The sequence below is a fragment of the Sphingobacterium sp. UBA6320 genome (assembly GCF_002440335.1).
Lineage (GTDB): Bacteria > Bacteroidota > Bacteroidia > Sphingobacteriales > Sphingobacteriaceae > Sphingobacterium.
This window is the reverse complement of record NZ_DJTA01000024.1, coordinates 76,300-102,501: the sequence shown is the minus strand read 5'-3', so window position 1 is coordinate 102,501 and position 26,202 is coordinate 76,300. Positions and strand designations below refer to the sequence as shown.

General features: G+C 35.4%; 26 protein-coding genes, 4 tRNA genes and 1 riboswitch. Of the genes, 9 read left to right on the top strand and 21 right to left on the bottom strand.

Going from position 1 to position 26,202, the window contains the following annotated elements; genetic code table 11:
• The first annotated feature begins 9 nt into the window (after nucleotides 1-9).
• Together B3P23_RS16255 and B3P23_RS16250 are read left to right on the top strand one after the other, a co-directional pair.
• Nucleotides 10-1,440 (top strand): Gfo/Idh/MocA family protein, encoded by a 1,431-nt coding sequence (locus B3P23_RS16255; protein WP_293928100.1) that lies wholly within the window; start codon nucleotides 10-12, stop codon nucleotides 1,438-1,440.
• Nucleotides 1,441-1,461: 21 nt separating this feature from the next.
• A complete protein-coding gene (locus tag B3P23_RS16250) occupies nucleotides 1,462-2,094 on the top strand; it encodes a gluconate 2-dehydrogenase subunit 3 family protein (protein ID WP_293928097.1) in 633 nt (210 codons plus the stop codon).
• A gap of 56 nt (nucleotides 2,095-2,150) precedes the next feature.
• On the opposite strand, the gene B3P23_RS16245 is transcribed toward B3P23_RS16250, so the two are convergent.
• Nucleotides 2,151-2,876: an acyl-[acyl-carrier-protein] thioesterase gene (locus B3P23_RS16245; RefSeq protein ID WP_293928094.1), complete on the bottom strand. Its 726-nt coding sequence runs from the start codon at nucleotides 2,874-2,876 to the stop codon at nucleotides 2,151-2,153.
• Nucleotides 2,877-3,081: 205 nt separating this feature from the next.
• Here B3P23_RS16245 and B3P23_RS16240 point away from each other — a divergent pair, with 205 nt between their 5' ends.
• Nucleotides 3,082-3,348 (top strand): hypothetical protein, encoded by a 267-nt coding sequence (locus B3P23_RS16240; RefSeq protein WP_045753487.1) that lies wholly within the window; start codon nucleotides 3,082-3,084, stop codon nucleotides 3,346-3,348.
• A gap of 40 nt (nucleotides 3,349-3,388) precedes the next feature.
• Here B3P23_RS16240 and B3P23_RS16235 read toward each other — a convergent pair whose 3' ends face one another.
• The 16 genes from B3P23_RS16235 to thiS form a co-directional block, all read right to left on the bottom strand.
• Complete coding sequence (locus B3P23_RS16235) at nucleotides 3,389-4,438, bottom strand: endonuclease/exonuclease/phosphatase family protein (RefSeq protein ID WP_293928091.1); 1,050 nt, start codon at nucleotides 4,436-4,438, stop codon at nucleotides 3,389-3,391.
• A gap of 197 nt (nucleotides 4,439-4,635) precedes the next feature.
• A complete protein-coding gene (locus B3P23_RS16230) occupies nucleotides 4,636-4,854 on the bottom strand; it encodes a hypothetical protein (protein WP_248754529.1) in 219 nt (72 codons plus the stop codon).
• 11 nt (nucleotides 4,855-4,865) lie between these two features.
• Nucleotides 4,866-7,145, bottom strand: a complete 2,280-nt coding sequence (locus B3P23_RS16225) for a cation:proton antiporter (RefSeq protein WP_293928086.1) — start codon at nucleotides 7,143-7,145, stop codon at nucleotides 4,866-4,868.
• 92 nt (nucleotides 7,146-7,237) lie between these two features.
• Nucleotides 7,238-7,948 carry a LytR/AlgR family response regulator transcription factor gene (locus tag B3P23_RS16220; protein WP_045753491.1) on the bottom strand — a complete coding sequence of 237 codons (711 nt, stop codon included), beginning with the start codon at nucleotides 7,946-7,948 and terminating at the stop codon, nucleotides 7,238-7,240.
• Nucleotides 7,941-8,657, bottom strand: coding sequence for a sensor histidine kinase (locus tag B3P23_RS16215; RefSeq protein ID WP_293928083.1), 717 nt, complete (start codon nucleotides 8,655-8,657; stop codon nucleotides 7,941-7,943). Before B3P23_RS16215 ends, B3P23_RS16220 begins: the two co-directional genes overlap by 8 nt.
• A 136-nt stretch (nucleotides 8,658-8,793) precedes the next feature.
• Nucleotides 8,794-8,878 (bottom strand) — tRNA-Leu (locus B3P23_RS16210).
• A 14-nt stretch (nucleotides 8,879-8,892) separates the two neighbouring features.
• Nucleotides 8,893-8,968: transfer RNA gene (locus tag B3P23_RS16205), tRNA-Gly, on the bottom strand.
• A gap of 422 nt (nucleotides 8,969-9,390) precedes the next feature.
• Nucleotides 9,391-9,475: transfer RNA gene (locus B3P23_RS16200), tRNA-Leu, on the bottom strand.
• Between the two features lie 13 nt (nucleotides 9,476-9,488).
• Nucleotides 9,489-9,564 (bottom strand) — tRNA-Gly (locus tag B3P23_RS16195).
• A 198-nt stretch (nucleotides 9,565-9,762) separates the two neighbouring features.
• On the bottom strand, nucleotides 9,763-10,473 hold the full coding sequence (locus tag B3P23_RS16190) for a HesA/MoeB/ThiF family protein (RefSeq protein ID WP_293928080.1): 711 nt from the start codon (nucleotides 10,471-10,473) through the stop codon (nucleotides 9,763-9,765).
• A gap of 20 nt (nucleotides 10,474-10,493) precedes the next feature.
• Nucleotides 10,494-11,612, bottom strand: coding sequence for a 2-iminoacetate synthase ThiH (gene thiH, locus B3P23_RS16185; RefSeq protein ID WP_248754453.1), 1,119 nt, complete (start codon nucleotides 11,610-11,612; stop codon nucleotides 10,494-10,496).
• A 6-nt stretch (nucleotides 11,613-11,618) separates the two neighbouring features.
• Complete coding sequence (locus B3P23_RS16180) at nucleotides 11,619-12,389, bottom strand: thiazole synthase (protein ID WP_293928076.1); 771 nt, start codon at nucleotides 12,387-12,389, stop codon at nucleotides 11,619-11,621.
• Nucleotides 12,377-13,003, bottom strand: a complete 627-nt coding sequence (gene thiE / locus B3P23_RS16175; protein WP_293928074.1) for a thiamine phosphate synthase — start codon at nucleotides 13,001-13,003, stop codon at nucleotides 12,377-12,379. Before thiE ends, B3P23_RS16180 begins: the two co-directional genes overlap by 13 nt.
• Before the next feature lie 131 nt (nucleotides 13,004-13,134).
• Nucleotides 13,135-13,731, bottom strand: coding sequence for a thiamine phosphate synthase (locus tag B3P23_RS16170; RefSeq protein ID WP_293928071.1), 597 nt, complete (start codon nucleotides 13,729-13,731; stop codon nucleotides 13,135-13,137).
• Nucleotides 13,728-15,542 carry a phosphomethylpyrimidine synthase ThiC gene (gene thiC, locus B3P23_RS16165; RefSeq protein ID WP_293928068.1) on the bottom strand — a complete coding sequence of 605 codons (1,815 nt, stop codon included), beginning with the start codon at nucleotides 15,540-15,542 and terminating at the stop codon, nucleotides 13,728-13,730. The genes B3P23_RS16170 and thiC overlap by 4 nt, the downstream gene beginning before the upstream one ends.
• Nucleotides 15,543-15,569: 27 nt before the next feature.
• Nucleotides 15,570-15,818: a sulfur carrier protein ThiS gene (gene thiS / locus B3P23_RS16160; RefSeq protein ID WP_293928065.1), complete on the bottom strand. Its 249-nt coding sequence runs from the start codon at nucleotides 15,816-15,818 to the stop codon at nucleotides 15,570-15,572.
• A gap of 22 nt (nucleotides 15,819-15,840) precedes the next feature.
• A riboswitch (TPP riboswitch) is annotated at nucleotides 15,841-15,939 on the bottom strand.
• Between the two features lie 1,471 nt (nucleotides 15,940-17,410).
• On the opposite strand from thiS, the gene B3P23_RS16155 reads away from it, so the two are divergent.
• Both B3P23_RS16155 and B3P23_RS16150 read left to right on the top strand, forming a co-directional pair.
• On the top strand, nucleotides 17,411-18,112 hold the full coding sequence (locus B3P23_RS16155) for a LytR/AlgR family response regulator transcription factor (protein WP_293928062.1): 702 nt from the start codon (nucleotides 17,411-17,413) through the stop codon (nucleotides 18,110-18,112).
• Between the two features lie 302 nt (nucleotides 18,113-18,414).
• Nucleotides 18,415-19,230, top strand: coding sequence for a sensor histidine kinase (locus tag B3P23_RS16150; RefSeq protein WP_293928059.1), 816 nt, complete (start codon nucleotides 18,415-18,417; stop codon nucleotides 19,228-19,230).
• 27 nt (nucleotides 19,231-19,257) lie between these two features.
• Here the strand turns inward: B3P23_RS16150 and B3P23_RS16145 are convergent, their stop codons facing one another.
• The 3 genes from B3P23_RS16145 to B3P23_RS16135 form a co-directional block, all read right to left on the bottom strand.
• Nucleotides 19,258-22,365 carry a lantibiotic dehydratase gene (locus B3P23_RS16145; protein WP_293928056.1) on the bottom strand — a complete coding sequence of 1,036 codons (3,108 nt, stop codon included), beginning with the start codon at nucleotides 22,363-22,365 and terminating at the stop codon, nucleotides 19,258-19,260.
• Nucleotides 22,358-22,744, bottom strand: coding sequence for a hypothetical protein (locus B3P23_RS16140; protein WP_293928053.1), 387 nt, complete (start codon nucleotides 22,742-22,744; stop codon nucleotides 22,358-22,360). The genes B3P23_RS16145 and B3P23_RS16140 overlap by 8 nt, the downstream gene beginning before the upstream one ends.
• Nucleotides 22,745-22,815: 71 nt before the next feature.
• Nucleotides 22,816-22,947 carry a hypothetical protein gene (locus tag B3P23_RS16135; protein WP_293928050.1) on the bottom strand — a complete coding sequence of 44 codons (132 nt, stop codon included), beginning with the start codon at nucleotides 22,945-22,947 and terminating at the stop codon, nucleotides 22,816-22,818.
• A 514-nt stretch (nucleotides 22,948-23,461) separates the two neighbouring features.
• Here B3P23_RS16135 and B3P23_RS16130 point away from each other — a divergent pair.
• From B3P23_RS16130 to B3P23_RS16120, 3 genes are all read left to right on the top strand, one after another.
• Nucleotides 23,462-24,004: a hypothetical protein gene (locus B3P23_RS16130; RefSeq protein ID WP_293928047.1), complete on the top strand. Its 543-nt coding sequence runs from the start codon at nucleotides 23,462-23,464 to the stop codon at nucleotides 24,002-24,004.
• Nucleotides 24,005-24,154 carry a hypothetical protein gene (locus tag B3P23_RS16125; RefSeq protein WP_293928044.1) on the top strand — a complete coding sequence of 50 codons (150 nt, stop codon included), beginning with the start codon at nucleotides 24,005-24,007 and terminating at the stop codon, nucleotides 24,152-24,154. It begins immediately after the preceding gene.
• Nucleotides 24,155-24,462: 308 nt separating this feature from the next.
• Nucleotides 24,463-24,810 carry a hypothetical protein gene (locus B3P23_RS16120; RefSeq protein WP_293928041.1) on the top strand — a complete coding sequence of 116 codons (348 nt, stop codon included), beginning with the start codon at nucleotides 24,463-24,465 and terminating at the stop codon, nucleotides 24,808-24,810.
• 96 nt (nucleotides 24,811-24,906) lie between these two features.
• Here the strand turns inward: B3P23_RS16120 and B3P23_RS16115 are convergent, their stop codons facing one another.
• On the bottom strand, nucleotides 24,907-25,374 hold the full coding sequence (locus tag B3P23_RS16115; protein ID WP_293928038.1) for a RagB/SusD family nutrient uptake outer membrane protein: 468 nt from the start codon (nucleotides 25,372-25,374) through the stop codon (nucleotides 24,907-24,909).
• A 115-nt stretch (nucleotides 25,375-25,489) separates the two neighbouring features.
• Between B3P23_RS16115 and B3P23_RS16110 the strand changes: the two genes are divergently transcribed.
• The gene (locus B3P23_RS16110; protein ID WP_293928035.1) at nucleotides 25,490-25,897 is read left to right on the top strand and encodes a hypothetical protein; all 408 of its coding nucleotides are present in this window, start codon (nucleotides 25,490-25,492) and stop codon (nucleotides 25,895-25,897) included.
• The last annotated feature ends 305 nt before the right edge of the window (nucleotides 25,898-26,202 follow it).

Genomic DNA, 26,202 nt, shown 5'->3' with positions numbered 1-26,202 from the left:
ATCTAAATTATGGAAAAAAATAATTCATCAAGAAGAGACTTTCTAAAAAAAGCAGCCTTGTTTGGAGCTGGAGTAACAATTTTACCTCGTCATGTTTTAGGAGGTACTGGTTTTACAGCACCAAGCGATATGTTGAATGTTGCATCTGTAGGGGTTGGTGGTATGGGTGGATCAGACGTTTCACGATTTGCCGCTAGCGGAAAAGCAAATATTGCTTATTTATGTGATGTAGATACACGTCGTGCCGCAGACTCAGTAAAGAAATTTCCAAAAGCAAAATTTTATAAAGATTATCGTGAAATGCTCGATAAAGAGCATAAACATATCGATGCTGTTTCAGTGTCAACACCAGACCATCAGCATGCAATCGTAGCTTTGGCTGCGATGCAGTTGGGCAAGCACGTATACGTGCAAAAACCATTAGCACATGATGTGTGGGAAGCCCGTGCATTGACACATGCTGCCAAAAAGTATAAAGTTGTAACCCAAATGGGCAATCAAGGAGCATCAGGTGATGGAGTGAGACAGATGAAAGAGTGGGTTGATGCAGGTATGATCGGCGATCTGAAAGAAATTTATTGCTGGACTGATCGTCCAGTATGGCCACAAGGAATCCAATGGCCAACTCAAAAAGCAGAAGTGCCAAAAGAACTGGACTGGAACCTTTGGTTAGGTACTGCGCCAAATAAAGATTACGTTGAAAAATTAATTCCTTTTAACTGGAGAGGTTGGTGGGATTATGGAACTGGTGCATTAGGTGATATGGGCTGCCATAACATGGAAGCACCATTTAGTATCTATGGTCTACAATATGTAAAAGATGTACAGGCAACTGTAGGCTCGGTATATGTTGATGAATTCAAACGAGGATATTTCCCAGAAAGTTGTCCACCGTCCAGTTATGCGGTTATGACTTTTCCAAAGACCGAGAAGACAACAGGTGATGTTAAACTGCACTGGATGGATGGCGGAATTCAACCACCAAGACCAGAAGAATTAGGACCAAACGAAGCTTTTGGAGACGGCGGTAATGGTATTTTATTTATCGGTACCAAAGGTAAAATATTAGCTGATACCTATGCCGCAAATCCAAGATTGCTGCCAACATCTGCTTCTTATACCAATCCAAAACAAAAGTATGCACGTGTTAAAGGTGGTGCTGATGGTCACTGGGCGCAATGGGTAGAAGGATGTATTGCTGGTTACGGTAATATGCAGATGTCTTCACCTTTTGAAATCGCTGGACCATTAACAGAAGCCTTGCTAATGGCTAATTTAGCCATTCGTGGATCTGATTTGAAAGTGGATAATAAATATCCAGGAAGAAATTTACGCCTATTATGGGATAATAATAATATGCGTGTGACTAATTTTGATGAAGTAAACCAGTTCGTAAAACGTAATTATCGTCCAGGCTGGGAAGTAAATTATACATTTTAAGTATTAAAAAAGAGATTGATTATGAATAGAAGAGAAGCAATTCAGCGTGTAGCCATGTTGATGGGAGGCGTGGTCATCGGCTCGAGCCTTTTTCTTGAAGGTTGTTCACGCTCTGCTACTAAACAAGTAGAAGTTTTATTTGAACCTAAGACTACTGATCTATTGGGAGACTTAGCAGAAGCTATTTTACCAAAAACCTCAACTCCAGGAGCAAAAGAAGCTGGGGTAGGAAGTTTTATTCCTGTAATGATTAGAGATTGTTATACTGACGAACAGCAAGCTGTTTTTATGGATGGAATTAACAACCTAGATAAAAAAGCACAAGAGTTAATGAAGAAAAACTTTTTGGATCTTTCTGCTGAAGAACGTACAAGTTTTGTGAATTTATTAGACAAAGAAGCAAATGAGTTTAATAAAAAACAGGATGAGGAAACAAAAGAAGAACGTGAAAAGAATGCAGTTAAGCAGAATGAATTATATCGAGAGGTCGCTGGTAAGCCACCACATTGGTTCACGATGTTTAAACAATTGACCTTAACGGGCTACTTTAATTCTGAACTTGGATTAACAAAAGCATTACGCTATGTTAAGATCCCAGGAAAGTTTGATGGAAATTATCCGTATAAAAAAGGCGATAAAGCTTTTGCAGGTTAATTTGCTTTATCATCATATAAAAAGGGGCTGTATCATCAAATTTGATACAGCCCCTTTTATTTTGTTTCAATTTCTAGAGCAAAAGATATATGTTCCTGCTTAGCAACGGTCATGAAATAGCCCAATTCAGTTGAATTGCCACTAATTTCCACCGTATCATTATAGCGAAGTTCTCTCAAATAATTCATTTCTATAGCAGCTATTTGATTGGTTAATACCAGTTCCATGGGTAATCGGTCCATGCACCAATCCAAGTATTTAACATTGTTTGCGTGATTGACAATATCTAGATCCGATATTTTAACCGTATAGTTTTCTATTGATTTGACTGCCTGAGCTAAATTCAATTTTGAAAAAGGTTTTTGCGTACTAAAGCGATCAGGAAAAGTTTTAAAATTTCCGAGAGCGATTGCCAATTCTTCAGGTCCTCTTTTCACCGTATTGATTACAGCCCAATAACTGCTTGCTGCCACATACAGTTGATCGTTGACATAAACTTCAAAATTACGGGTAGATTTAGCCCCCTCTAGTCGTTGAATCCAAGTTTTAATAGTCACTTTATCCATCCACTTTGGCAAACGACTTATTTCAAATCGGATACGGCTTAGAACCCAGGTTTGATTATTCTTCGCCATTTCTTTAAAACCAAAGCCAGAGATAGTAGCATGCTCACCAGCTGTCAATTGCAATAAGTTAGAAAGATCAGAATAGCGAATTCTAGCATTTGAATAGCATTGTGTAAAATTGATCTCCCAGTTTTTTTCAAATGTTGAATTGTCCATTTTTGATAAATTTCAACAAATTTAGGGATAATTATACGAGTGATGATCTGGATTTGTAAAATAAATGTTAAAAACAAAATACTATTGGTATTTTATTTAGGAATTCTTACATTTAAGTAAGGTTAAGTATATGTTATAACAATTAGGAACGTTATAAATGAAATGGCTTATTTAATCAAATTGTCAATTATAAATTATTAGGAGTATGATCGGAGAATTGATAGAAAAAGAACAAATCTCTTCATTCAAAATTGTTGCAGCGAATGAAGATAGAACTCAGACGTTCTTAGAAACACTAAAAGGGGCTTTACGATTAGGTAATGAATTCAAGTCCAAGACAACGATCGCTTTTCAAACAGAGGCTGGTCCCAAGAGAGTGGAAACAACAGTTTGGTCTTTAACAGATAAGTATCTTCAAATTAAAAGTGGTGTGTTGATCCCACTGAGATCAATTTTAGCAATAGAGTATTAAATATTATAATTTGCAATAAAGAAGAAAAAGTGCTGTACGATCAGCACTTTTCTTTTTTCTCTTTAGCCAGTGCTATATCTTCTTGATCTACATCCAGTGTATTTTCTTCTTGTTCGATATCAGCAGATCTCTCATATTGCAATTCTGTTAAAATTGGGAAGTGGTCCGAATTGAAGTTATACAACCTTTTCATCCGCTTCAATTTAAAATCCGTGCTGCAAAAGATATGATCCAATGGAAAACGCATAAAAAAATGATGCGCATGGAAGGTGTTGAGAAAGAAACGTCCCCTTCTAGGATCTAGCAATTGACTTGTTTTTAAGAATAGTTCAGTCGTATAGCTCCATGCAACGTCATTTAAATCCCCACAAACAATAACCGGTAGTTCAGATTTTTCAGCTTCATCTGCAATCATTAAAAGTTCTTTATCTCTTTCCGTTGATCGCGGGTTTTCGTTTGGAACAGGTGGAGTAGGGTGTACTGCATACAATTGGACAAGCTCACCACTCGGTAAAATTACCTTTGTGTGGATTGAGGGAATATCATCTTCAACTAAAAATTTGACTTCACTATCTTTTAGTTCCAATTTAGAATACAAAAGCATACCATAGGTATTGTCGATTGGCTTTTCGATACGAAAGGGATATGCATCCGTAGCCTCTCTTAATTCTTCCATCCATTTATGACTGGTTTCGAGCAAAAGAACAACATCTGCACCCGTCTTTTTAATCTCCGCAATACAACCCTGATAATTGGTGTTATCCTCAAATACATTGGATATCATTATACTGATCGATTGATCAGGTATATCCTTTTTAGCTCTTAAAATTTGCTTTTTTCCAATTGGAGTAAAGGGGAGAATCTGCTTTGTTAAATAGATAATAGTACCAGAAAGCAGCGTAATATAGATGTAGAAAATAGTTGTTTTTTCGCACAAAATCACTAATAGAACTAATGATACAATCGTGAGCACCAGCTTTTGTAGTCTAGGATATTCAAAAACACGAAATGTCCAATAATCGTTCCTGATTAATGGAACAAAACTTATAATGATCAGAATGGAAGAAAAAATATAAAGAGCTGTGTGCATATGTCATCTATTGTTCGATAAAAATATAAAAATAATCGAGAAAAGCTGACCGGTACACAATAAAATAGCAATTCAGAGGTATGTTATTAAGGTGATCATAGGATCCATTAATTGCTAATCAAATAATTGACTCAAACCATAAAGGAAAGTCTAGAACATAAAATTTCCTTTATGGTGTAAAAACATATGATCTACTCTTATTCTTCATACAAGCGTTCAACAGCAAACCCATTTTGCTTGAGCTGAAATGCAATCTCAAAAGCTTGAATATTGAGAGCTTCTAATTTTAGTATAAGCCCATTACTGAGTCGCTTAATATTAATGGTAACAATATTTGGGATATTCTTTAAAGTCGCCTCTAATTGATGAATTTTATCATCATTGATAAGCATAGTTTCAAAAATATATTTTTCCATAACAATAAATATTAGGGTTTTAAAATTAATGTACTTGGTAACTGTTTTGTCCATTGTTCTTTTTCAAAGGAGATCTGTTTCCATGCTAAGAAGCTAATCAGTATAATATCAAAAGAAGAATATACCACATCTTTACGATCTGCTTCATCTATGATATTGATATGATTAGGAGCTGCGTAGTCTAGCGATCGAATCGCTTCCTTAAGTTCTACAGAAGTTTTAATCACTTGATCTTCATCTAAGAAACTTACTTTTACATCATTATTTTGGATTAGTTTATGGATATAGATCAATAAGAAACTATCACTGAGAGTTTTGATAGGTACCAGTATATTTTTTACCGCATCAGGAATACCTCGATCGACCAATATCCCACAAGGAATATGAATAGATTTGAGAAGTGCTGTCGTTTTATCTTCAAATCCACTGTGATTAAACAGACTTTCTTTTCCTGTTAATGATCCTAACAATCGTTCAGGATTAACCACTTTACTCGTAAATCCAATGATACTTCCAAGGACAGACCCTTCATAGACGGATTGACCAATTCCCGTTAATAATAAGTCAAAGTCTTCTTCATTAGCCATTTTAGCAATATCTTCATTGATGTTGTCTGTACCTCTAAAAATAGGCGTATAGGGTTGATCTAATTTTTGACTTTCATCGTTTAACAATGAAAAATTATCTCTTTCATATTCTATCGAATTAAACGTATTTAATTCATTCCCTAGAGAAAGGTGTAACGCAGTTACGGTACTATTTTCTTTAGATTTTTTCGTGAGCATATTGGCAATTCGAAGTAGGATTTTACCTGAATTTGGATTGCTAAATGAAATTAAAATGTTGTATTTATTTTTCTTCGATATCAGCGTAGCATTATCTTCTATTTCGGGTTTGAAAAATTTATTAATCAAATCTAATGCTGGTCCAGTCATAAACGTGGTGATCAAGGCCATCAGTACCAATATGGCGAACATTTCATCCGTCAGTACGCCAAGATCATAACCTATATTGAGCGCAACTAACTCCATCAACCCTCTGGTATTCATTAAAGCTCCAATGGTGAGGCTACTGTGCCAATTTTGTCCTACAAACCTTGCAGAAAGCGCACTTCCAATAAATTTGCCCACTACAGCAATCAGGACTACCCAAAAACATGTGTGCCAATGTTCAGCTTCATTGAGCAATCCAATCTGTGTGCGTAATCCCGTAAATACAAAAAATAAGGGTAAAAGAAGTACTTGTGCTACATCCTCTACTTTTTCAATAAATATACTTCTAAAGCTCGTGTTATTGGGCATGATCACACCTGCCATAAAAGCCCCAAATAATGCGTGGATACCAATAACTTCAGTCGTCCAGGAAGAAATGAGTAACGTCAGGAAAAATATGCCTACAATAGATTTTCCCAGACGCTCCTTCGTCGTGTGCAGATCTCCAATACGTTGCAGAAAAGGTTTCACAAATCGTACCATTAAGAAAACGTAGCCAATGGCAAAAGCAATGGTGTAAACAGCACTGATAACAGATCCTGCTTTTACGACTGCTATGACCGCTGCCAAAAGGCACCATGCAGTAATATCATCTGCCGCGGCACAAGTAATAGCCATGGAACCCAATCTTGTCTTGTTCATACCCCTTTCTTGAACAATTCTGGCCAGTACCGGAAATGCTGTAATACTCATCGATATACCAATAAATAAAGCATATGACAAAAAAGAAACGTTATCGGGAGCTGTCGATTGAAAGATCACATAAGCCAAGCCCATTCCAAGCAAGAATGGAAAAATAATACTGACATGACTAATCACAATAGCATCATGAGCTTTATTTTTTAGGATTTTTAGGTCAAGTTCCATACCCACTACAAACATAAAAAGGACGAGACCTATTTGGCTAAGTACACCCAAATTACCTAAAGAACTAACTGGAAAAAGAAATGAAGATATCTCAGGAAAATAATTTCCTAAAAGAGAAGGACCAAGTGCTATACCCGCTACAATCTCTCCAATAACAGAAGGTTGACCTATTTTTTTAAATAATAAACCAAAAATTCGAGCTACAAAAATAATGGTTATGATCTGTAGTATGAGGACTGCTAGTGGGTAGGAAAGATTTTCATGCAAGTGATCTAAAAAATGTGACCAGGCAGAATGTATAGGAACGTTTATATTTCCATGTGTTTCATGTTCAAATCGCGTCCCTTGATGGATAATAAAATAGCCAAGTGATATCCCAATTATTAAAATAATGAGGTAAAAAAACGTAGATCGGTATTTACTATTTAACATATATTTTCCTATTGTAGACAACAAGATAATAGCTGTAAGGTTCTTAACAAACTTAAATTGTATTTTTTGTACCGAACAATAAAAAAAATGTACTAAACAATCAGACTGTTAATAAAATGATCCCTGTAGGGTGCAGATAATGTAAGTTTTATCATCGCAGATGGCTCCTTTATTTTACAAATCACATACTGTGCAGTATACGAAGATACCGTCGCTAATGCAATCACATTTCGCCTATTGATTCGACAGAATTTTCCACTAGGTAAGAGCATCAAGATTTCGTCCAGGCTTATGTTTTTTGCCAGAATATCAGGTCCGTCAGTCATCTTTATATACTTGTCCCTTCTATCATGATCTGCGACTTCGATGTAAGCAATTTGTGAAGTAATGATTCGAGTTTTCCCTTGATTACTATTCAATTCAATGATATCTTCACTGGATACCGCATTTGCTATAATCCATTTCATCGCTTTATCAAAAGCAATTTGCAAGCGATCAGCTTGATAAGGTTTACGTAAATAATCTACAGCATGCAAATCAAATGCATCCGCCGCAAACTCTTTATATGCGGTCGAAAATATAATAGCCTTATTGGGTAAGAGTTTTGCAATATCGAGACCATTAAGATTAGGCATGAGGATATCCATGACACATGTGTTAAAATCAAGCTTGTCGACCTGGTCTAAAAATTTTTGTGGATTATTAAAACTTTTGACAATTTCGACATCCTTAAAATTTCCACATAAAGCCTGAAGATAGCTTAGTGAAGGAAGTTCATCATCCAACAATATACATTTAATCATTCTTATACAGTTTTATTTTTACTGTTACGGTGTAAATATCTTCTTTTTGCTCTGTGTTTAAACTATAATCTTCACCATAAATACTTTTTAATCGTTGTATAAATGTTTTGTTTCCTAAACCACATAAAGTATTCGTTGTACGTTGTTTTGACTGGATGCGATTAGATACGGTCAGATAAAAATAATCTTCAACAACTTCAAAAACAACAGAGATATAACTATTTTCATTTTGGACATCGGCATGTTTAAACGCATTTTCGATTGGATTGATAGTCATAAAAGGAGCGATCAGCATATCTCCAGCTTCGGGGCTAATTTTTTTACGAATATGCAAATCAAATAAAGGACTGATTTTAAGTTTGTTGATCTCAATCAGATTTTGAGCAAAAGCAATTTCATCCTTTAATTTAACAAATGTGCCATCTGTCTCATAAAGAATATAATCCAGTACATTGGATAACTTATCGAGGGCATGATAACTTTGATAAGCATGCGATTGAATTGCGTTTAATGCATTTTTTAGTAAATGTGGATCTAACTTATAAATAGTTGTTTCATCTGGAAGAGTGATACTATATACATCACGATTCTGTTTAGTAAGTAATTCATTTTGCCGTTTCAAAATGCGGATTTTCCAATATAAAAATACAGTCAATAGCACAAGAACTAAGAATGCAAGAAATAATAAACTATAATAAAAATTGAGCATACTAACTTTATTTTACTTCGAATATAGCAATTTTCTAAAAAGACATTGAATTTTCTGGATTTCAGTTGAAAATTGAAATCGCCAATTGGATCGTTTTTAAAACAAGAAAAGCTCATCTTTTGGATGAGCTTTCTTGTACCTAGGGCGGGAATCGAACCCGCACTTCCTTAACGGAAACAGGATTTTAAGTCCTGCGTGTCTACCAGTTCCACCACCTAGGCAGGTGATATTAATGTGGAGCGAAAAACGAGATTCGAACTCGCGACCCCAACCTTGGCAAGGTTGTGCTCTACCAGCTGAGCTATTTTCGCATTGCTAACAGTCAACAAGTTGTTTTCTGTTTTGGTGATGCAAATATACGGCGATTTTCCTAATATCAAAATTTGAAACCATCATTTTTTAATAATTATATGTAATCGCCTCAAATATTGCAGATTATTTTTTAATGTCAAATTAAATTAGGTAAAGTATCAAGCTATAAACGTGATTTTCGAGGATATAATCTCCCAACGGATAATTATGGTAAACATTTAGGAGCACATCTTAAGAAAAGGTTCGCAAGATTAGATAGTCGATTTTACTTAATTTTGGAAATTTTGATCTATAGATTTAGATATCATGACAAGCATCTCTCATTTTAAGTAAAATCAATGATTAGCAGGAGTACTACCAATGATCCATCCTAAAAAGAGTTATATACAAGAAAAGCTCATCTTTTGGATGAGCTTTCTTGTACCTAGGGCGGGAATCGAACCCGCACTTCCTTAACGGAAACAGGATTTTAAGTCCTGCGTGTCTACCAGTTCCACCACCTAGGCAAGGTGTATTAAGTGGAGCGAAAAACGAGATTCGAACTCGCGACCCCAACCTTGGCAAGGTTGTGCTCTACCAGCTGAGCTATTTTCGCTTTTGATAATGCAAATATAGGCAGATTATAGAAACTACAAAATGTTTTTTTAGAGCTAAAACGTAATTCCCTCAAATGAAGCGAGATAAATTTTTGTACTATTAAAATAGGAGACCTTTGTAAAGCAATTGGACATTATTTATCCGTATATTTTTAGTAATCCATGATTTATATCTTGTTTTGCAACTTTCTCAAAATTTAAAATTCGATTGTTGTGAATCGCCAATGGTACGTATCGACAAGTGTCAACTTGTTGAAATCGACAGGAAGATCCGTTACAATTTTAAGGACCTGTATTGCCATCATGCTGCCAATAATACCTGGTAGTGGACCTAATACACCATATTGGTCACAGGTAGGTATATCTTCTGGATGGGGAGGCTCAGGAAATAGATCTCGCAGTTGCTTACTTCCTTTGTAATTAAAAACCGCCATCTGACCTTCAAAAGCAAAGATACTTCCATAAACTAATGCCTTTTGAGCACGTGAGCAAGCATCATTGACAAGATATCTAGTGTTAAAATTATCTGAACCATCGACCACAACATCATATGCCGCAATGATACCATCTACATTGTCAGTACTAATTTTAGTCATTAAGCTGGTCACCTTGATGGAAGAATTTAGTTCTTCAATATAAGCAGACGCACTTTTTACTTTGTCGACATGTATGCTTTTTTCGGTGTGAATAACTTGTCTATTGAGATTATGGATTTCGACATGATCAAAATCAACAATCCCTATATTTCCAATACCAGCCGCCGCAAGATATTGAAGTATGGGTGAACCCAATCCACCTGCACCAATGACCAATACTTTTGCCGCCATGATTTTTTGTTGCCCCTCGATACCGATTTCATTAATAAAAATTTGGCGGGAGTATCGATCAAAAGGACTATGCTGTTTCATATAATAGAGAACTTAAGTTGTTATCCCGAGTAGCTTATGTCCCAATCTTTCATAACAGGATCATAACCGGCTTTCCTAATGATACTTTGGATCGTTTCCATGCTTCGCTCATCGCTGATTTCAAATTGTTCCAGCGATTGCGGATCGACAACATAGCCACCAGGATTTGTTTTGGAAGCCGCACTCATGCTCGTCACACCGATAGGAATGATATGATCCCTAAATTTTTCACGCTCACGTGTTGATATAGAAATTTCAAGATTTTCATTCCATAGACGATATGCGCATATTAATTGAAGCAAATCCCGATCTTCCATGATAAAGTTAGGCGTTGATACCCCTTCAGCAGGACGTAGTCGTGGAAATGAAACCGAATATTTTGTACGCCAATATTGCTTCTCTAGATAGTCAATATGTAAGGCATTAAAAAAGCTATCCACGCGCCAATCCTCAAGACCTAAAAGTACGCCCAAACCGATTTTATGAATATCTGCTTGACCGATACGATCTGGGGTATCCAAACGATATTCAAAGTTGGATTTCTTACCTTTTGGATGATAGGTTTTATAGACCTCTTGATGATAGGTTTCTTGATAGACAAGTACAGAATGGACACCCTCTTTCTGTAAAATCCGATATTCCTCTAATAATAAAGGCTGTACTTCAATGGATATCTGTGCAAAATAAGGCTTCAATAACTGAATTGCATTCCTGAAATAGCTGATCTCGACAGTTTTATTTGCTTCTCCGCTCACGAGTAATACATGATTAACCCCCATCGACTTTAGTGCCATCGCTTCTAACATTAATTCGCCATTGGAAAGCGTTTTTCGTTTGATTTTATTGTCCATACTAAATCCACAATACGTACAGATATTTTGACATTCATTACTCAGATATAACGGTGCATATAATTGGATTGTTTTACCAAATCTGCGCTGTGTGACCTGTTGTGCCAGTCTTGCCATTTCCTCCAATTCGGAAGTCGCAGCAGGAGATATCAAGGCCAGAAAATCGTCCAGATTTCTTTTTTGCTTCCGAAGACTTTTTTTGACATCCTCACTTGTTTTATGGTATATTTTTCCCTTAATATCATGCCAGTCGTATTGTCTAAATAAGTGTTGAAACGTATGCATCATAATAGTTTAATCGATTAAAAATGAGGTTAGAGGACTAGATGCCATGGCTCGATTTTCCACTCCACCTAAGCCCGCATGATAGGCTTTTCTTCCTGCGATCACGGCTTCTTTAAATGCTTCAGCCATTTGTACCGGATAAGTTGCTGTTGCGATTGCAGTGTTGACCAGTACGGCATCGGCACCAATTTCCATTGCTTTTGCAGCATCAGATGGTGCGCCGATACCAGCATCTACGATCACAGGCACTTGGCTTTGCGCAATAATCATTTCTAAAAAATCTATGGTACGCAATCCCTTATTACTCCCTATAGGCGCTGCTAATGGCATGACCGCTGCCGTTCCAACGTCCTCCAGACGCTTACAGAGCACGGGGTCGGCATGTATATAGGGTAGCACAATAAAACCTAGTTTTGCCAACTGTTCAGTAGCTAATAGCGTTTCAATAGGATCAGGCATGAGATAACGAGAATCAGGGTGGATCTCCAATTTTACCCAATCGGTTTCCAAAGCCTCCCGAGCGAGTTGTGCCGCCAATATAGCTTCCTTAGCATTGCGCGCTCCCGAAGTATTTGGCAACAAATGTACTGATGGAATCTGCAAAGCTTCTAAAAATGTATCTGAGGAAGACTGATGATCCAAGCGTTTTAAAGCCATGGTAACCATTTCAGAACCCGACGCAACCAAGGATTCTTGCATTTGATTGAGGTGACCAAACTTTCCTGTTCCTAAGAAAAGTCGAGAATGAAATATGCGATCTGCTATTTTTAAAGTGTCCATTGCAGTTTATTTTTAAGTTCTTGAATAAGTTGAGGTTTTTTTGTGATCAGGCCTGAGAGTGCTACGCCATATATACCCATTTCTTGAAGAAGGGTAATATCTTCGAGTAAGATTCCTCCGATAGCAAAAATAGGAGGATAGTCAGTTCCTTTTGTTCTTAAATTTTGAATGATCTCCTGATATCCTGTGAATCCTAATATAGGACTTAGCTTTTCTTTAGTAGAGGTAAAACGTAGCGGTCCAAGACCAATGTAATCGCAGTTTTCTGCTATTCGTTGCTGTACATCAGATAGACTATTTGCTGTACCTCCAATAATCTTCTTTGAGCCCAGTAATAATCGTGCGTCCCGTATGCTGCTATCCGTCAATCCCAGATGTACACCAGTAGCATCAACAGCTTTAGCAATGTGAACATGATCATTGATGATCAGTTTTGCACCATATTGAAAGCACAGTTGTTTAATACAGACGGCTAATGTTAATAACTGATCTTCATTGCCTTCTTTCCAACGTAATTGAATCCAATCTGCACCAGCTTGTAGTGCGTTTCTAATATTCGTTTCCTGTTCCAGAGCAGTATTTCCCTGTGATATATATTGAATTTTACTAAACATGATGTTGACCGATAAGATTGTTTTAACTGTTTAAAAATTGTCTGATATAGATTTTCATAATTGACATAGTTCAATATGGTTATATCCTATAAGCTTACTGCTAACCGTACCACCATTAGGATCAAGGTCTACTATGATGAGTAAGAAAGGTCTTTCTGTAGACATTCATTAAAACTGATCAAAGGTTGTTCGCTTTTCCAGATGGCTCCCAGTAATGCTACTCCATCAACGCCATCCTGATATAAAGAGATGATGTTTTCGGCGTGGATGCCAGCAAGTCCTATTAAATGAACCTGCTGGTTGTCACGGTATATGAGTTCTTTTTTTACGGTGTGTTTAGACCCATGATTAAGTTTTGAAATGCTTAAAAACATTGGACTAAGCAAAGCGTAGGACCATCTGTGATCCAAGCTGTTAAAATCGTGGATGCTATGTACTGATGTTGATCGGATGATCTGTTGACTGAAATTATTTTGTATCCCCAATTTTCGATCATGCTCATTAAAATGCAATCTCTCGATGTTCAACGATTCCGCCAGATGATGATGACTATGCATGACAAGGCGATTTCGATAACGAGTTGCTATTCCGTTAATAAATTGAGACATTTCATCATCAGAAAAGCTATACTTCCGAATGTGTAACAGTTCCAATCCCGCATCTAGTATATCATTGATCACTTGTAGTTCACGAGGTACAGCCTGTTCAGCAGTCACAACTAGGATCATAGATATAGCTCTTTACCTTGCTCGATAAATTCTTTAGACATATCCATCATTCCCTGTTCTGCAGAATCGCGTATCTCTTGGGTAATCTTCATCGAACAAAATTTGGGACCGCACATCGAACAGAAGTGTGCCACTTTTGCACCATCAGCAGGTAGTGTTTCATCGTGAAATTCTCGCGCTGTATCGGGATCCAATGAAAGATTAAACTGATCTTCCCAACGGAACTCAAACCTAGCCTTGCTCAAAGCATTATCGCGATATTGTGCACCAGGATGCCCTTTGGCTAGATCCGCAGCATGTGCTGCCAATTTATAGGTAATGACCCCATCTTTCACATCTTTTCGGTTAGGCAATCCAAGATGTTCTTTAGGAGTAACGTAGCAAAGCATGGCACATCCAAACCATCCGATCATAGCCGCGCCAATTGCAGATGTAATGTGATCATAACCCGGAGCAATATCTGTTGTCAATGGACCCAACGTATAAAAAGGTGCTTCATCACAAACTTCAAGCTGTTTGTCCATATTTTCCTTAATCATATGCATCGGCACGTGACCAGGCCCTTCAATCATAACTTGTACATCATGTTTCCATGCAATTTTAGTTAACTCCCCTAAAGTCTCTAACTCCGCAAACTGTGCAGCATCGTTCGCATCAGCAATAGAACCAGGGCGAAGACCATCACCCAATGAAAAGGCGACATCGTATTGCTTCATGATCTGACAGATATCTTCAAAGTGCGTATATAAAAAGTTTTCCTTATGATGGAATAAACACCATTTTGCCATGATCGATCCACCACGAGATACAATTCCCGTTACGCGTTTTGCTGTCAGATGAATATATCTCAACAATACCCCTGCATGAATGGTGAAGTAGGAAACACCCTGTTCTGCTTGTTCGATTAAGGTATCTCTAAATATCTCCCAAGTCAGATCTTCTGCTACACCTTTTACTTTTTCCAAAGCTTGATATATAGGCACTGTGCCGATTGGGACTGGAGAATTACGGATGATCCATTCACGTGTTTCATGGATATTTTTACCCGTTGAAAGATCCATTATCGTATCCGCACCCCAGCGACATGCCCAAACAGCTTTGTCTACTTCTTCCTCAATACTGGACGTCACTGCACTATTGCCAATATTGGCATTTATTTTCACTAAAAAATTACGTCCGATAATCATCGGTTCACTTTCTGGATGATTGATATTGTTCGGGATGATGGCTCTACCCGCTGCGATTTCTTCACGTACAAATTCCGCTGTGATCAGTTTCTTGGGCGTTCGAGCACCAAAACTATGTCCCGTATGTTGATGTTCCATACCCACTGTCGCCGCTTCTATTTGCTCGATACGTTGGTTTTCACGAATAGCCACATACTCCATTTCTGGAGTGATGATCCCTTTTCTAGCATAATGTAATTGACTAACGTTATGACCTGCTAAAGCTTTTTTAGGTTTATGGCTGTATTCAAAACGAAGTTCATCCAGATCCGTATCCGCCAATCGTTCTTGACCATAATCCGAACTGATCTGGGGTAAAATTTCAACATCTTGCCTATCCAATATCCAACTTTCTCGAGTGCGAGGTAGCCCCTTACGGATATCGATCTTTGCATCATCATCGGTATATGGACCTGATGTATCATAAATGGTTACAGAAGGATTGATTTCTACACCACCTTTGCTCAATTTAGTTGCACTGAGTGTAATTTCACGCATAGCTACCTGAATTGGAAAGAGTTTTCCAGGGATGTAGACTTTTTTCGAATTTGGGAAAGGGGTTTGGGTAATGGTTTGTTCTAACATAATGGTGTATTAATAGGTGTAAATGATTTATCCGCCTTGCGTAGCAGAAATGACGAGAATTGAATCTTGATGGCGTAACTGGGTTGTTGCCCAAGCCGTTTTGGGTATGACTTGGTTATTAATGGCAACAGCAATGCCTTTGCTTTTTTCTGGAAATTCCAAAAGCATCAAACCTTCCAAAGAGGAGGGGGGCTGTTCAAAAAAACGTGATTGGTGATTGATCGTAAGTTCCATTCCTTTAAAAATTTTTAAATAAAAAACTTTAGGAATGGCCACAGTTATGCAGGTATATGCACAATGAAGACATCTTACTTTTCCCTACGCCAGTATGACCCGGATCAGGTTCTAAGGGTAAAATCTCAGCCTGCAAATCTTGCAGACACCCCTAAAGTTTCCACTAAACTATGAAAAAAATATGAATAAAAGAAAAGAGGTAGATTTATTTCTAACAAATACCTAATTGATTATAACCAATTTATCTTTTTATCAGTAATTATAAACGGTCTTGTTGAGTTGATACCGGAACCAACTTTTTTATTTTTAATTGCGTAGACGTGAATTATCTCAAATTGTTTTTTGTCTAATAATTTTTCAAATGTTTGCTCTTCATGACATCCAATATCTGATGAACTAATGATGAAAAGAAAAATTTTATTCTAATTTGTTTTATCATTAAAAATGATTTTTAAATGGTTTTTATTTAGGTTTTGGAATAAGCAGAACAAAAAAAGGGTGGCTTTATAATGTTCAGGGAAATAAGGGAGTTCAAATAAGATACGGTGAGAATAAATGGGTTACCATAGGAAGTGAAGAACCAAATGTACTTAGAGAGGCTCTTATAAAGGAATTTGGTGAAAATGTAAATTTTGAAATGAGTAATTAGGTGTTAAATTTTTATAATTTCTTAAATCCCTTATTTTGTTGTATTTAACAAATTAGGGGATTTTATCTTTTAATTGATTTTGAATTTATCTTGAAGAACTTGTATTGCTGCATTGTGCCCACACATTCCATGTAAGTGGCGGGTATTTAGAATTATAACTGGCTCGAGGATTGGACAACAGTTACTGTTATTTTTGTAAGTCGGAGTAGAATTAAACATGAAGTACAAGCTTATCATATCACAGTGAAGCGCTCCTGGAAAAAGGAATCATTAAGATGAGATTGTTGAGCCTTTTGGCGCATTGTTCAATGAATAGAATTTTGAACCGCTACGTCTGATTCACTTTTGATACACAACCTCAGACAATTAATTCCATTCCTTTGACCAAGAATCCCAAATTGAAGTCCTCTTTAGCGGCAAGTATATATTAACAGTGGTGGCATATCTAGTAGCAAAGCAACCATAAATGCCATAAAGATTAAAGTCAAATGAATACATCTTCTTTTAAGTACCGAAACGGCTTTTAAATAGTATTAACATTACGTGAGAAGATATGAAAATGGAATAGTGATCTAGATTTGAGCAATATCGATCTTCATATTGTTGCTCAAATATCTTTAAAAGGGGGCTAAATTTCACTGTTATCTCTCCAATATGATAGGATTTATAAGATGAATATCTTTGTAAAAATAAATATTTCGCAATGTAGATATGATTCTTTTTTTAAGACCATCAGTAAAAGGAAATATAGACAATTATAGATGTTTTTTTTAGAGAATCGCACGTCTACAAGATCGAAGTGATCGAATTATTTTATGTTTAATTTTATTTTAATTATCTTGCTATCTAATTAAAGATTGTGCTACATTTAGTAGTATTAACCAATTCAACTATATAAACTTTAAGACAGATTATTTACATTACATATGTAAGAAAGGCTTGGTATTATAGCTGAATTATTATAGTGAAATTAGTTATATTATTAATGAAGAGAATAAGAACTATAATCATTGAAGATGAGCCACTACCGCAAAGGCGATTGAAAGCAATGGTAGAAAAGAATGAAGATTTGAATTTAGTGGGCGTATTTGACGACCCAACCGAGGCTAATGAAATAATAAGTTCTGGTCAGGTTCAATTAATTTTTTCAGATATTCAAATGCCGGAAATGGATGGAATATCATTTGTTACATCTCTGGAAGGATCTCCATTTGTAATTTTTGTAACTGGTCATTCCGAATATGCTGATAAAGGTTTCGAACTTGATGTTCTTGATTATATAATGAAGCCCCTACTTACTGAAGAAAGGTTCGCTAAAAGTGTGCAAAAAGTAAAGCGAGCAATATCATATCAAAAAAATACTGCAAGGCGAGAATATATTAAAGTCAAAGATGGACATAAAACGATTTTTATTAAACCCAAAGAAGTCTTGTATCTAAAAGCCTACGGAGATTATGTGATTGTGCAAACCAGCGAGAGCAGTCATCTTATTTTGGGTACCCTGAAGGCTATGGAAGAAATGCTACCATCAGAAAACTTTGTTAGAATACAGCGATCTTATATTGTTAATATCGACGAGGTAAATACTGTCGATGCTACTAAAGTAATTCTTAAAAGTAATAAAGAAGATATCCCAATAGGATTACAATACCGAGAAGCTTTTTTTAAGCTGATGGGTATCCATTAATCATATTCGTAATGTCCGCTATAACAAGAATTTTTCAACATTATACTCCTGTAAAGAGAACCGTACTCCATGTCTTATTTTGGAGTTGCATGTTTGCAATGTATATCATTTTATATAATAGGTTTGACCAAAATTATGCATGGTTATTGGCAATAAAAGAACTGATTGCAGTAACCAGTATATTCTATCTAAGTTCATATGTTATCATCCCAAAATTTCTTTTAAAAGGCAGGTACATCTTATGTCTTTTATGGTTTGTTATGATGTATTGTTGGTGGGGATTATTGACATATTTGACTTGTATGGAACTTGACTTGTATATTCATATTAGTGAGCGCCTGCAGAAATATGTTGATAAGGTTTTGCAAATTGGCTTGACTGGACTTTTTAAATATTCTACAGTTGCATTTTATTTTCTAGATTTTATATATTTTATTTCGCTTCCCTTAGGAATAAAGTTGACACAAGCTATTCTGAGTATTCGCTATCAGAAGACCGACCTGGAGCTGAAAAATACAGAACTTGCTCTAAATAATGTCATGCTTGAATTAGCTTTCCTTAAAGCACAGATTAACCCACACTTTCTTTTTAATACGATAAATAATATTATTTGTTTGGTACAGGAGGATCCAGTCCGCGCAGAAATTAGTCTAGTTCAGCTTACCGGTATTATGAATTATTTAGTCTATGAAAGTGATAAATCAAGTGTTCCGTTACAATCAGAATTTACATTTATAGAAAGTTATATTGGCTTGGAAAAGCTTCGATTGAACAGTAAAGTTCAAACTTCAGTACAGATTTTGTCTGACAAAGATGACTATTTTATAGCGCCCGTAATTATATTTGCTTTTATTGAGAATGCTTTTAAGCATGGTCCTATGTCTAGTAGTAAAAATGCATGGTTGGATATTGAAATTATAGCAAAAGATGGTAAGTTAACTATGCAGGTTTCAAACGGATTTAAAAGAGTAGCTAAACCAGTAGGTTATGTCGGTGGTGTTGGCTTAGAAAATGTCAAGAAAAGACTTGAACTGAATTATTCTGGCAATTATAATTTAGACATTCAAGAAATGGAAGATTCTTATATTGTATTGCTTGAGTTGAATTTGAAGAACTAAAAAGTTCGTGTGTTTGATCGTCAGAAATCATGAAGTTTTAACAATAGAATTCAGTTGAAGTGATTTAGTTTTACCCATGCACATACGGTAATAATTATTCAATATATGATATAGCGCATATTCATAGAGTCTTTGTTCCGATGGAAGTAGCCGATTTATGAGCATGTGTATATAACTAGATAATAGGTTGCTTTTTTTATTTAAAATAGCTTTGACACTTTTCTCATCGACCTCAATTTTATCTACAATAGTTTTAAAATAACTTATGGGATATTCTTCATTTGTGTGCCATGATAGCTTATTGATGCAATGTTCAATAGTTTTTTTTTGTTCTCTAAAAATTTCGTTAAATCCTTTCTCCGTGAATTTGTTATTGCCAAATTCGGTAGAAAATGCTGAAGATATCTGCATCGAGAATTTGCATTTTTCTAATAATGTTAGGCCGGCCGTATCCAACAGCTTATTCATACAAGCTAAACAGGTATTCCAACGCTCTGAAGAGTTCGGAGCATTTTTAATAATGGACAATACATATTCGCTTTCGTGATGAAAAAGATCTTCGGTTATTAACATGTATTCTGGTGTATAGCGCTCAATCTCTCTTTTATAGGTGTCAAACTGAATATTAAAAATACTACGCTCATCAAGTGATGGTGCAAAGTTTTCATTGATCATTTGTACGATAATGCCAAATTTATCTGGAGATACTGCTTCAAATCTTAAGCGTAAATGATATTCGGGATCTCGGTATCGAATGAAGAACCATTTTTTGATTAATTTGGCTTCTTTTAATTTTTTAATAATTTCAGGAACAGTTGTTTTCAAAAGTTCTTCTGAATAGTGTATTCCACAGTAAATTTTTACATATACCCATTCAGTGCCGAGTACAAAATTTCTTTCATAGATTGATGAAGGAGGAGGTTCCGCAATACGATTCTGTTTTAGTGTTCCCTTAATTGGCAATATTATCTCATTATTGTAGCTGTTTCCGTTGACATCTTTTACAGGGGACTGGTATTCAGAAAATAGAAATTCACAAAGTACTAAATCTTCTTGTAAGACTTTATCGAAAAAAATATCGACAGCTATAGGATTGGAAAAATCGAGAAGCATTTCACTATCACCTTCGATAAGAACGACCTGCTTTGGAAGACAGTACATCTTCATAAGCATCTTTAATTTCTGTTTTTTCTCCATAGGACAGGCGGGTACATGCGTTAATTTGGATATGTGCCAAGATGCACGATTTAGTATGATGTCTTTGTACCGTATTCGAGGGAGAAAAGATTGTTTCGCTATATTACCCCATTCCCATTTTAAACCAATAGGGGGGTCTTGAAACTGTAAATCTGCAAGAAACCGATATAGATTAATGCCTTTTTGAAAGTTATGCGCGGTAGTCAACTTTGGTATGATTTCTTTTCGTAATTGTTCGGACCATAATATTAGTCGTTTATTTTGCATGAAGAGGTGTAAATCATTGATTTTTATTAAGTTTGTCTTTTTGTTTTCACTTGTCATGAGTATAATTTCAGTATCCCTTACACTGGGACGCTGAAGAATGTTACCAGTTCTGTTTTCAGGTAGATGTACAATTTCTGCGACAATTGCATCTGGATAGCAATCTTGTTCAAATTTGCTTAATGCAATTAGTTTTTTCTCGAGCTCAGTATCAAGGTAACCAAAACGTGATATGAGATTTGAAGCAGAAGATCCTCCGCATGCATGAAGGTTAAAAAGTATGTTTTTATTGGTATTATTTTCAATTAATAAATTACCCATAGCATAAAATGTAGGGGAAGATAATTTGTCATCAACTTTACTATTAAAGTTATTTATATCGCTTTCTTGTAAAGTAATTTCATAATAAGGTTGCCCCATCTGAATTTTATCTACATATTTTCTAAATATTAAATTTTCAAATGCATTTGATGCATTTTGTCGATTTTCTTTTTTAGGGCTAGCTATATTTTTAAGGATAGAGTCATCGCCTAAACTGTTTGCTGTGCTGTTTCCATAGCCTATGCCGCTATCGGGGTCTAGCGCTTCAAGTAATGAGATCATTTGACCCTCATATCTTTTTGAAAAATTATTTTTGAACTTTTCAAGTTCAATATTTGGATAGTTTTTTGACAAGGGAAGCAATTCTTCCAATTGTTTTAATACGTTTTTAATGCATTTCTTAGATAGGGCATTAGTTTCTGTTCCTAATAGCAAATCACCTTGAACTAGATTTTTTACAGGATGAGAAGGGATTTTTTGCGCAGTTAGCGTTTTTATTTTTTGATCTTTTACAAGTATTGAGCAGTCTGATTTTAATACATTATTTATCTTTTTTAAAATTGGGTGATAGTGTTTATCAATATCGATAGCTTTCAAGTTCTTGATTAATTCGCTCAAACAATCTTTACCAGTTATCTGAGGTTGCATTTCAGAAATCAATATTTGATGCTGTATGAGACTATTCAGTAAACGCTTACTTTGTACATCTGTAGCCCCCTTTGTTTTTATGAGTGAAAGTAAATCATTGTATGTTATTTTATTGGATATCTCAGTGACAATGTATGCTAGTATTGGTGTGATACGAATCTGATTTAGAAAATGTGAATTGTTTTGAATACCAACTTGCTGTTGATAATACTTATAATAGTTTCCTTGTCGGTATAGGGTGCTGTTTATGGAATATTTAAGCTTAAACCTTATTTGATCATCCGTTGCAATATGTTGAATTAGCTGCGCTAGGTATTGCATATCCAATCGGTATTGGACATGATCTACTTGCGTCCTGATGATATTGATGGAGGTATTTGTCGAGTCTAATATTTTTCCCATACTAATTCCTGCAAAATGACCATATGGAGTACAGCGAGATCCTAATCTTACCGTATATTTATACAATGTTTTGGCTAGCTTTTCCGATAATGGATTTTCTCCATGAAGCCATTTTTCAACTTCTTCATAAATTTGTTCACTGGACAGAAAAAGCGCATGTTTCATGTATTGGCTACTGTACAGCATTTTAATTGATAAATCAAACTGCTGTTTTGTTCTAATATCCAACAATAACTGAGTTTTCTCTAAAGAAATCTTAGGAGATCTTAGTAAATAGAAATCAAAATCTTGAAATTCAGACATGTTCTCGAACACTATTTTTTTCTAAAATCATTTGTAGACAATCGTCAAATCTTATCGACGAAATAGGTTTTTGAAGAATAAAATGTTCTCTTTCTTTAATGAAACTTGGATAATGCTCTGGGAAAAGAGCTGAAGTCACGATAATAAATGGAATAGACATTAAGTATTTCTTCAACATCACAATGTTTCCACCTTTTATTTGCAAATCGAGAAAGACGATATCTGTATTTTTGTGGTCAAATGTTAAATGATTTACTTCTTCAATATCATCTATATTTCCAGCAAAAAATAAGTGTTTTTGCTTTCCTATTAAAGATTGTAGTCTTCGAGTAGCCAAAGGTTCATCTTCGATAATTATGCAACTCAATAATGGCTTCATTTTTTGTATTATCATTAAATGTTTTTATCCCACTATTTAAATTACGAAGTGAGATAAAAACATGTTGTTAGTTAGATGATCATGCTTGAAGAAACAGTTACACCCGTTTCTATCATTTCTCCCCAAATACCATATGAAATGTTATCGACAGAACAAATTGTCTGTACTTCTAATTCAAAATTCTCAAAAGTTAAATTTTCCATTTTATTTGATTTGTTGTTTGTTCAAATGTGCTTTAATGAAGTTAAATGGTATAATGGATTCGCTGGAATGCGATGATTTTAGGGTAGAATGGGAATTTTTCGGGATTAAATTTTGAGAGATAATCCTTGTATAAGCTAGCAAACTTTTTTACCCTATTAAATTGCCATTTCATCGATTTCCTATTTTTCAATTGAAAATGATTAGGTATGTTGTTGTTTATTTTTGCTATTACAGCAATAAACCAAAAATTATGACAGCGCAATTGGAAGATCGACCATATTTCCTCGTGATTGAATCAAAGGTATTAACTGATAAACAGGCTCAAGTCGGGTCTTTCGATTATGTGTTGGAATTCGCTAGTGATAGCATCTTTTCTAAAAAAGCACACACACTGCTTTGTTAAGTCAAAGTCACTTATACGAGCCATTTTTTATCGATTTAATTCAAGTAAATTGTATATCTCCCCATTTATTTCACTTAAAAACTACACAAAGGTTTCTCTACCTTGTCCTTATGTTAGCAGGAGAATGCAACTATAGTGAATCGGGTGGAAAAAAGATAAGTGATCTTCCCGTAGACACTTTTCAGATGGGCTATCTGGATCAAGGATCTTATGAGATCTTATGTTATCAAGGTAAAAATGTAGGATTGATCGTCTGTATTTCACCGCAATGGATAATGGAGGTTAGTGTAGACTATCATAATATTAAAGAACTATTGCGTCGCTTTGCAAATAGTACGTCTCAGGCCGAGGTACTCTGCCAATGTAAACTAGACCGAACCATTAAGAATTGGTTACAAAAGATTTATGCTTTTTCTAAAAATAATATAGGTGCTATTGATGGCAATTTACGCAAATACGTAAGCTATGTCTTAGAACATTACAATGCTATATTAGGACAGCAAAAAGTTGATATAGCCATTGAGGTAAAAGAATACCTGAATCAAAATTTTCTTAATAAACAGCTTTCTATGCCTCTTATAGCTGACCATTTTTTTACAACAGAACGCACACTTTTCAATCATTTTCGAAAGCAATATCAGATAACTATTTGAATGTATTACACAGCACTCCGTATGGAGCATGCACTTAAATTGATGGAGGAACAGGGGATACGAGCAAAGGATATATTTATGGAAGTTTGTTACGAAGATGAAAGTTCATTTCGAAGAGCGTTGAATCGTTATCTCAAACAACGAGGATAGCCATATGCTGGTTTGGAAAGGAGAGGGGGAATAGCATTTTCATTTTTTCATGAACGGCTTTATTAAGGTCGGTTATGTACCTTAATTTTATATTAGTACAATCTTTAATTATAAATGATGAAAGCTATAATGATACATTTACTTAAAATAGCATATCCGCGTAAGTTCGCGCTGTTCACGGGAACTCAGGCCTTTTGGATTCTAGGAAACTAATTGACCATACAATAGGATCCCTCAATAGCATACCTGAAAGGCAAAACCGACATGCAAAAAAAACTAACAAAATTATAAATATAAAATATTGCGTTATGAAAACGTTAAAATCAAAAATTGTAGCTGGTATATCAGCGTTAGTATTATTATTTGGCGCTTTCTATATAGTGGAGGCTATGGATAGGAATGATCTTGAGGTTAAGAATAATGTAACTTTAGTATCTGTTAATTGGGAATTTACCCCAACGACTTCCAACGATCCATTAAATCCTGAAAATTACACAGCCTCATCTACAGCTCATTGTCAAGGAGCAAGCCAGCTTTGTGGTATACAAGCTCCTTCAGATGAAAATGGGCTTCCTATTATTGAAGAAAATAGTCCATTAGCACAGCGTATTCAAAATAAGGATACAAGCCAAGGGGATGTTTTTTTGATGAATTAGCTTATTCTCATTTTGAATAACACCTTATTCTAGTAGGTTGATTATAAGTAAAAAAAGGAGATTTTTAAAAGGTGTAATCTCCCTTTATTACATCCTTTAAGGGTTTTGCGCTATTCCACTTAATACAATTACTTGGTCAGGGATTTTAAAAGTATATCTAGCACTATTTGGTTCAAGTTCAATAATTGAATTGCCTATTTTTCGTTTTAATTTTATGGCTCTTTTACTGTGTAAATTCAATCTTTTTAAATCTATCCATCTCAAACCAGCTCGAAAAGCGAGTTCTTTTCCCCTTTCCTCTAATATGACATCTGAGGCTTTTGACTCATTTGTTTCAGATATTGGTTTAAAAGTATTATTCTTAATTCTGTTCTTTAACAGTTTGTTCAATACTGAAATTCCATCATCAACGCGATTATTTCTAATGAGTGATTCTGCCAATATGAGGTAAATCTCATCACGTGCAATACCCGAAAAAACAGCGACACTATTATTTCCAGCATAATCAGCATAAAACCCATTGATTCCCGCAATGTTTGTTTTATAAAATATATTTTTTCTCAAGTCATTGTCGGCATATAGTTTATAAAGAGTAGTGTCAACTCTTGACCTATTTGTAGAAAACAAACTGGAAAAATTTCCCTTGATCGCGTGAAATGTGACTTCACTTGGGATATCATTGGATAAAATACTACCCACAACTGAAAATCCAGATGAGGAGGTGAAAATTAGTGCAACTTCTAAATTCAATAAAAAGTCGATCGTCTATAAGCATGTTGTAACTAATGATGATGGTGCGGTGAGCGACGAAATTGAATGGAGTAGAAAACTGGTGCTTGGTGAACGTAATGTTGAAAATATAAAGCTAACAGCATATATCAATTTCCTTATTGATGAAGGTTATTTCTTGAAAGCTCGAACTGCGCTGTACCTATTTATACATTTTAGGGTATATTTTCAGTACGAACACACAATAAAGGACCTACGGATGTCATTAGCAAAGTTATTACGAAATGATGCTGGTAAATCACCTGTTTTAATGCGTTCAATTGTTAATGCGCAGTATACTTATTACAGGATTTTTTGATGAAGTACGATTGTTTTTTAATATAACACCATCTCTTAAAGATTGATTATTAAGTCAATGAGCACTCTAACTACTCACAATGTCAAGCGATGGAGTAGTTTTCTAGTGCAGTTTTTACGAAATTTACCTTAAATCCTCCAAAAGCTAGTCAAATTGATCTGTAACGACCCATTTTTTATAATAATAGTACACTAGTTGCCATTTAGGGAAATCGTTAGCCACCGTACAGTATTCTTTATCCCGTTTTAAAGAGGTAAAGAATACTGCCCCAAATCAATCGAAGGTTCTGTTTGTACTTGTAGATG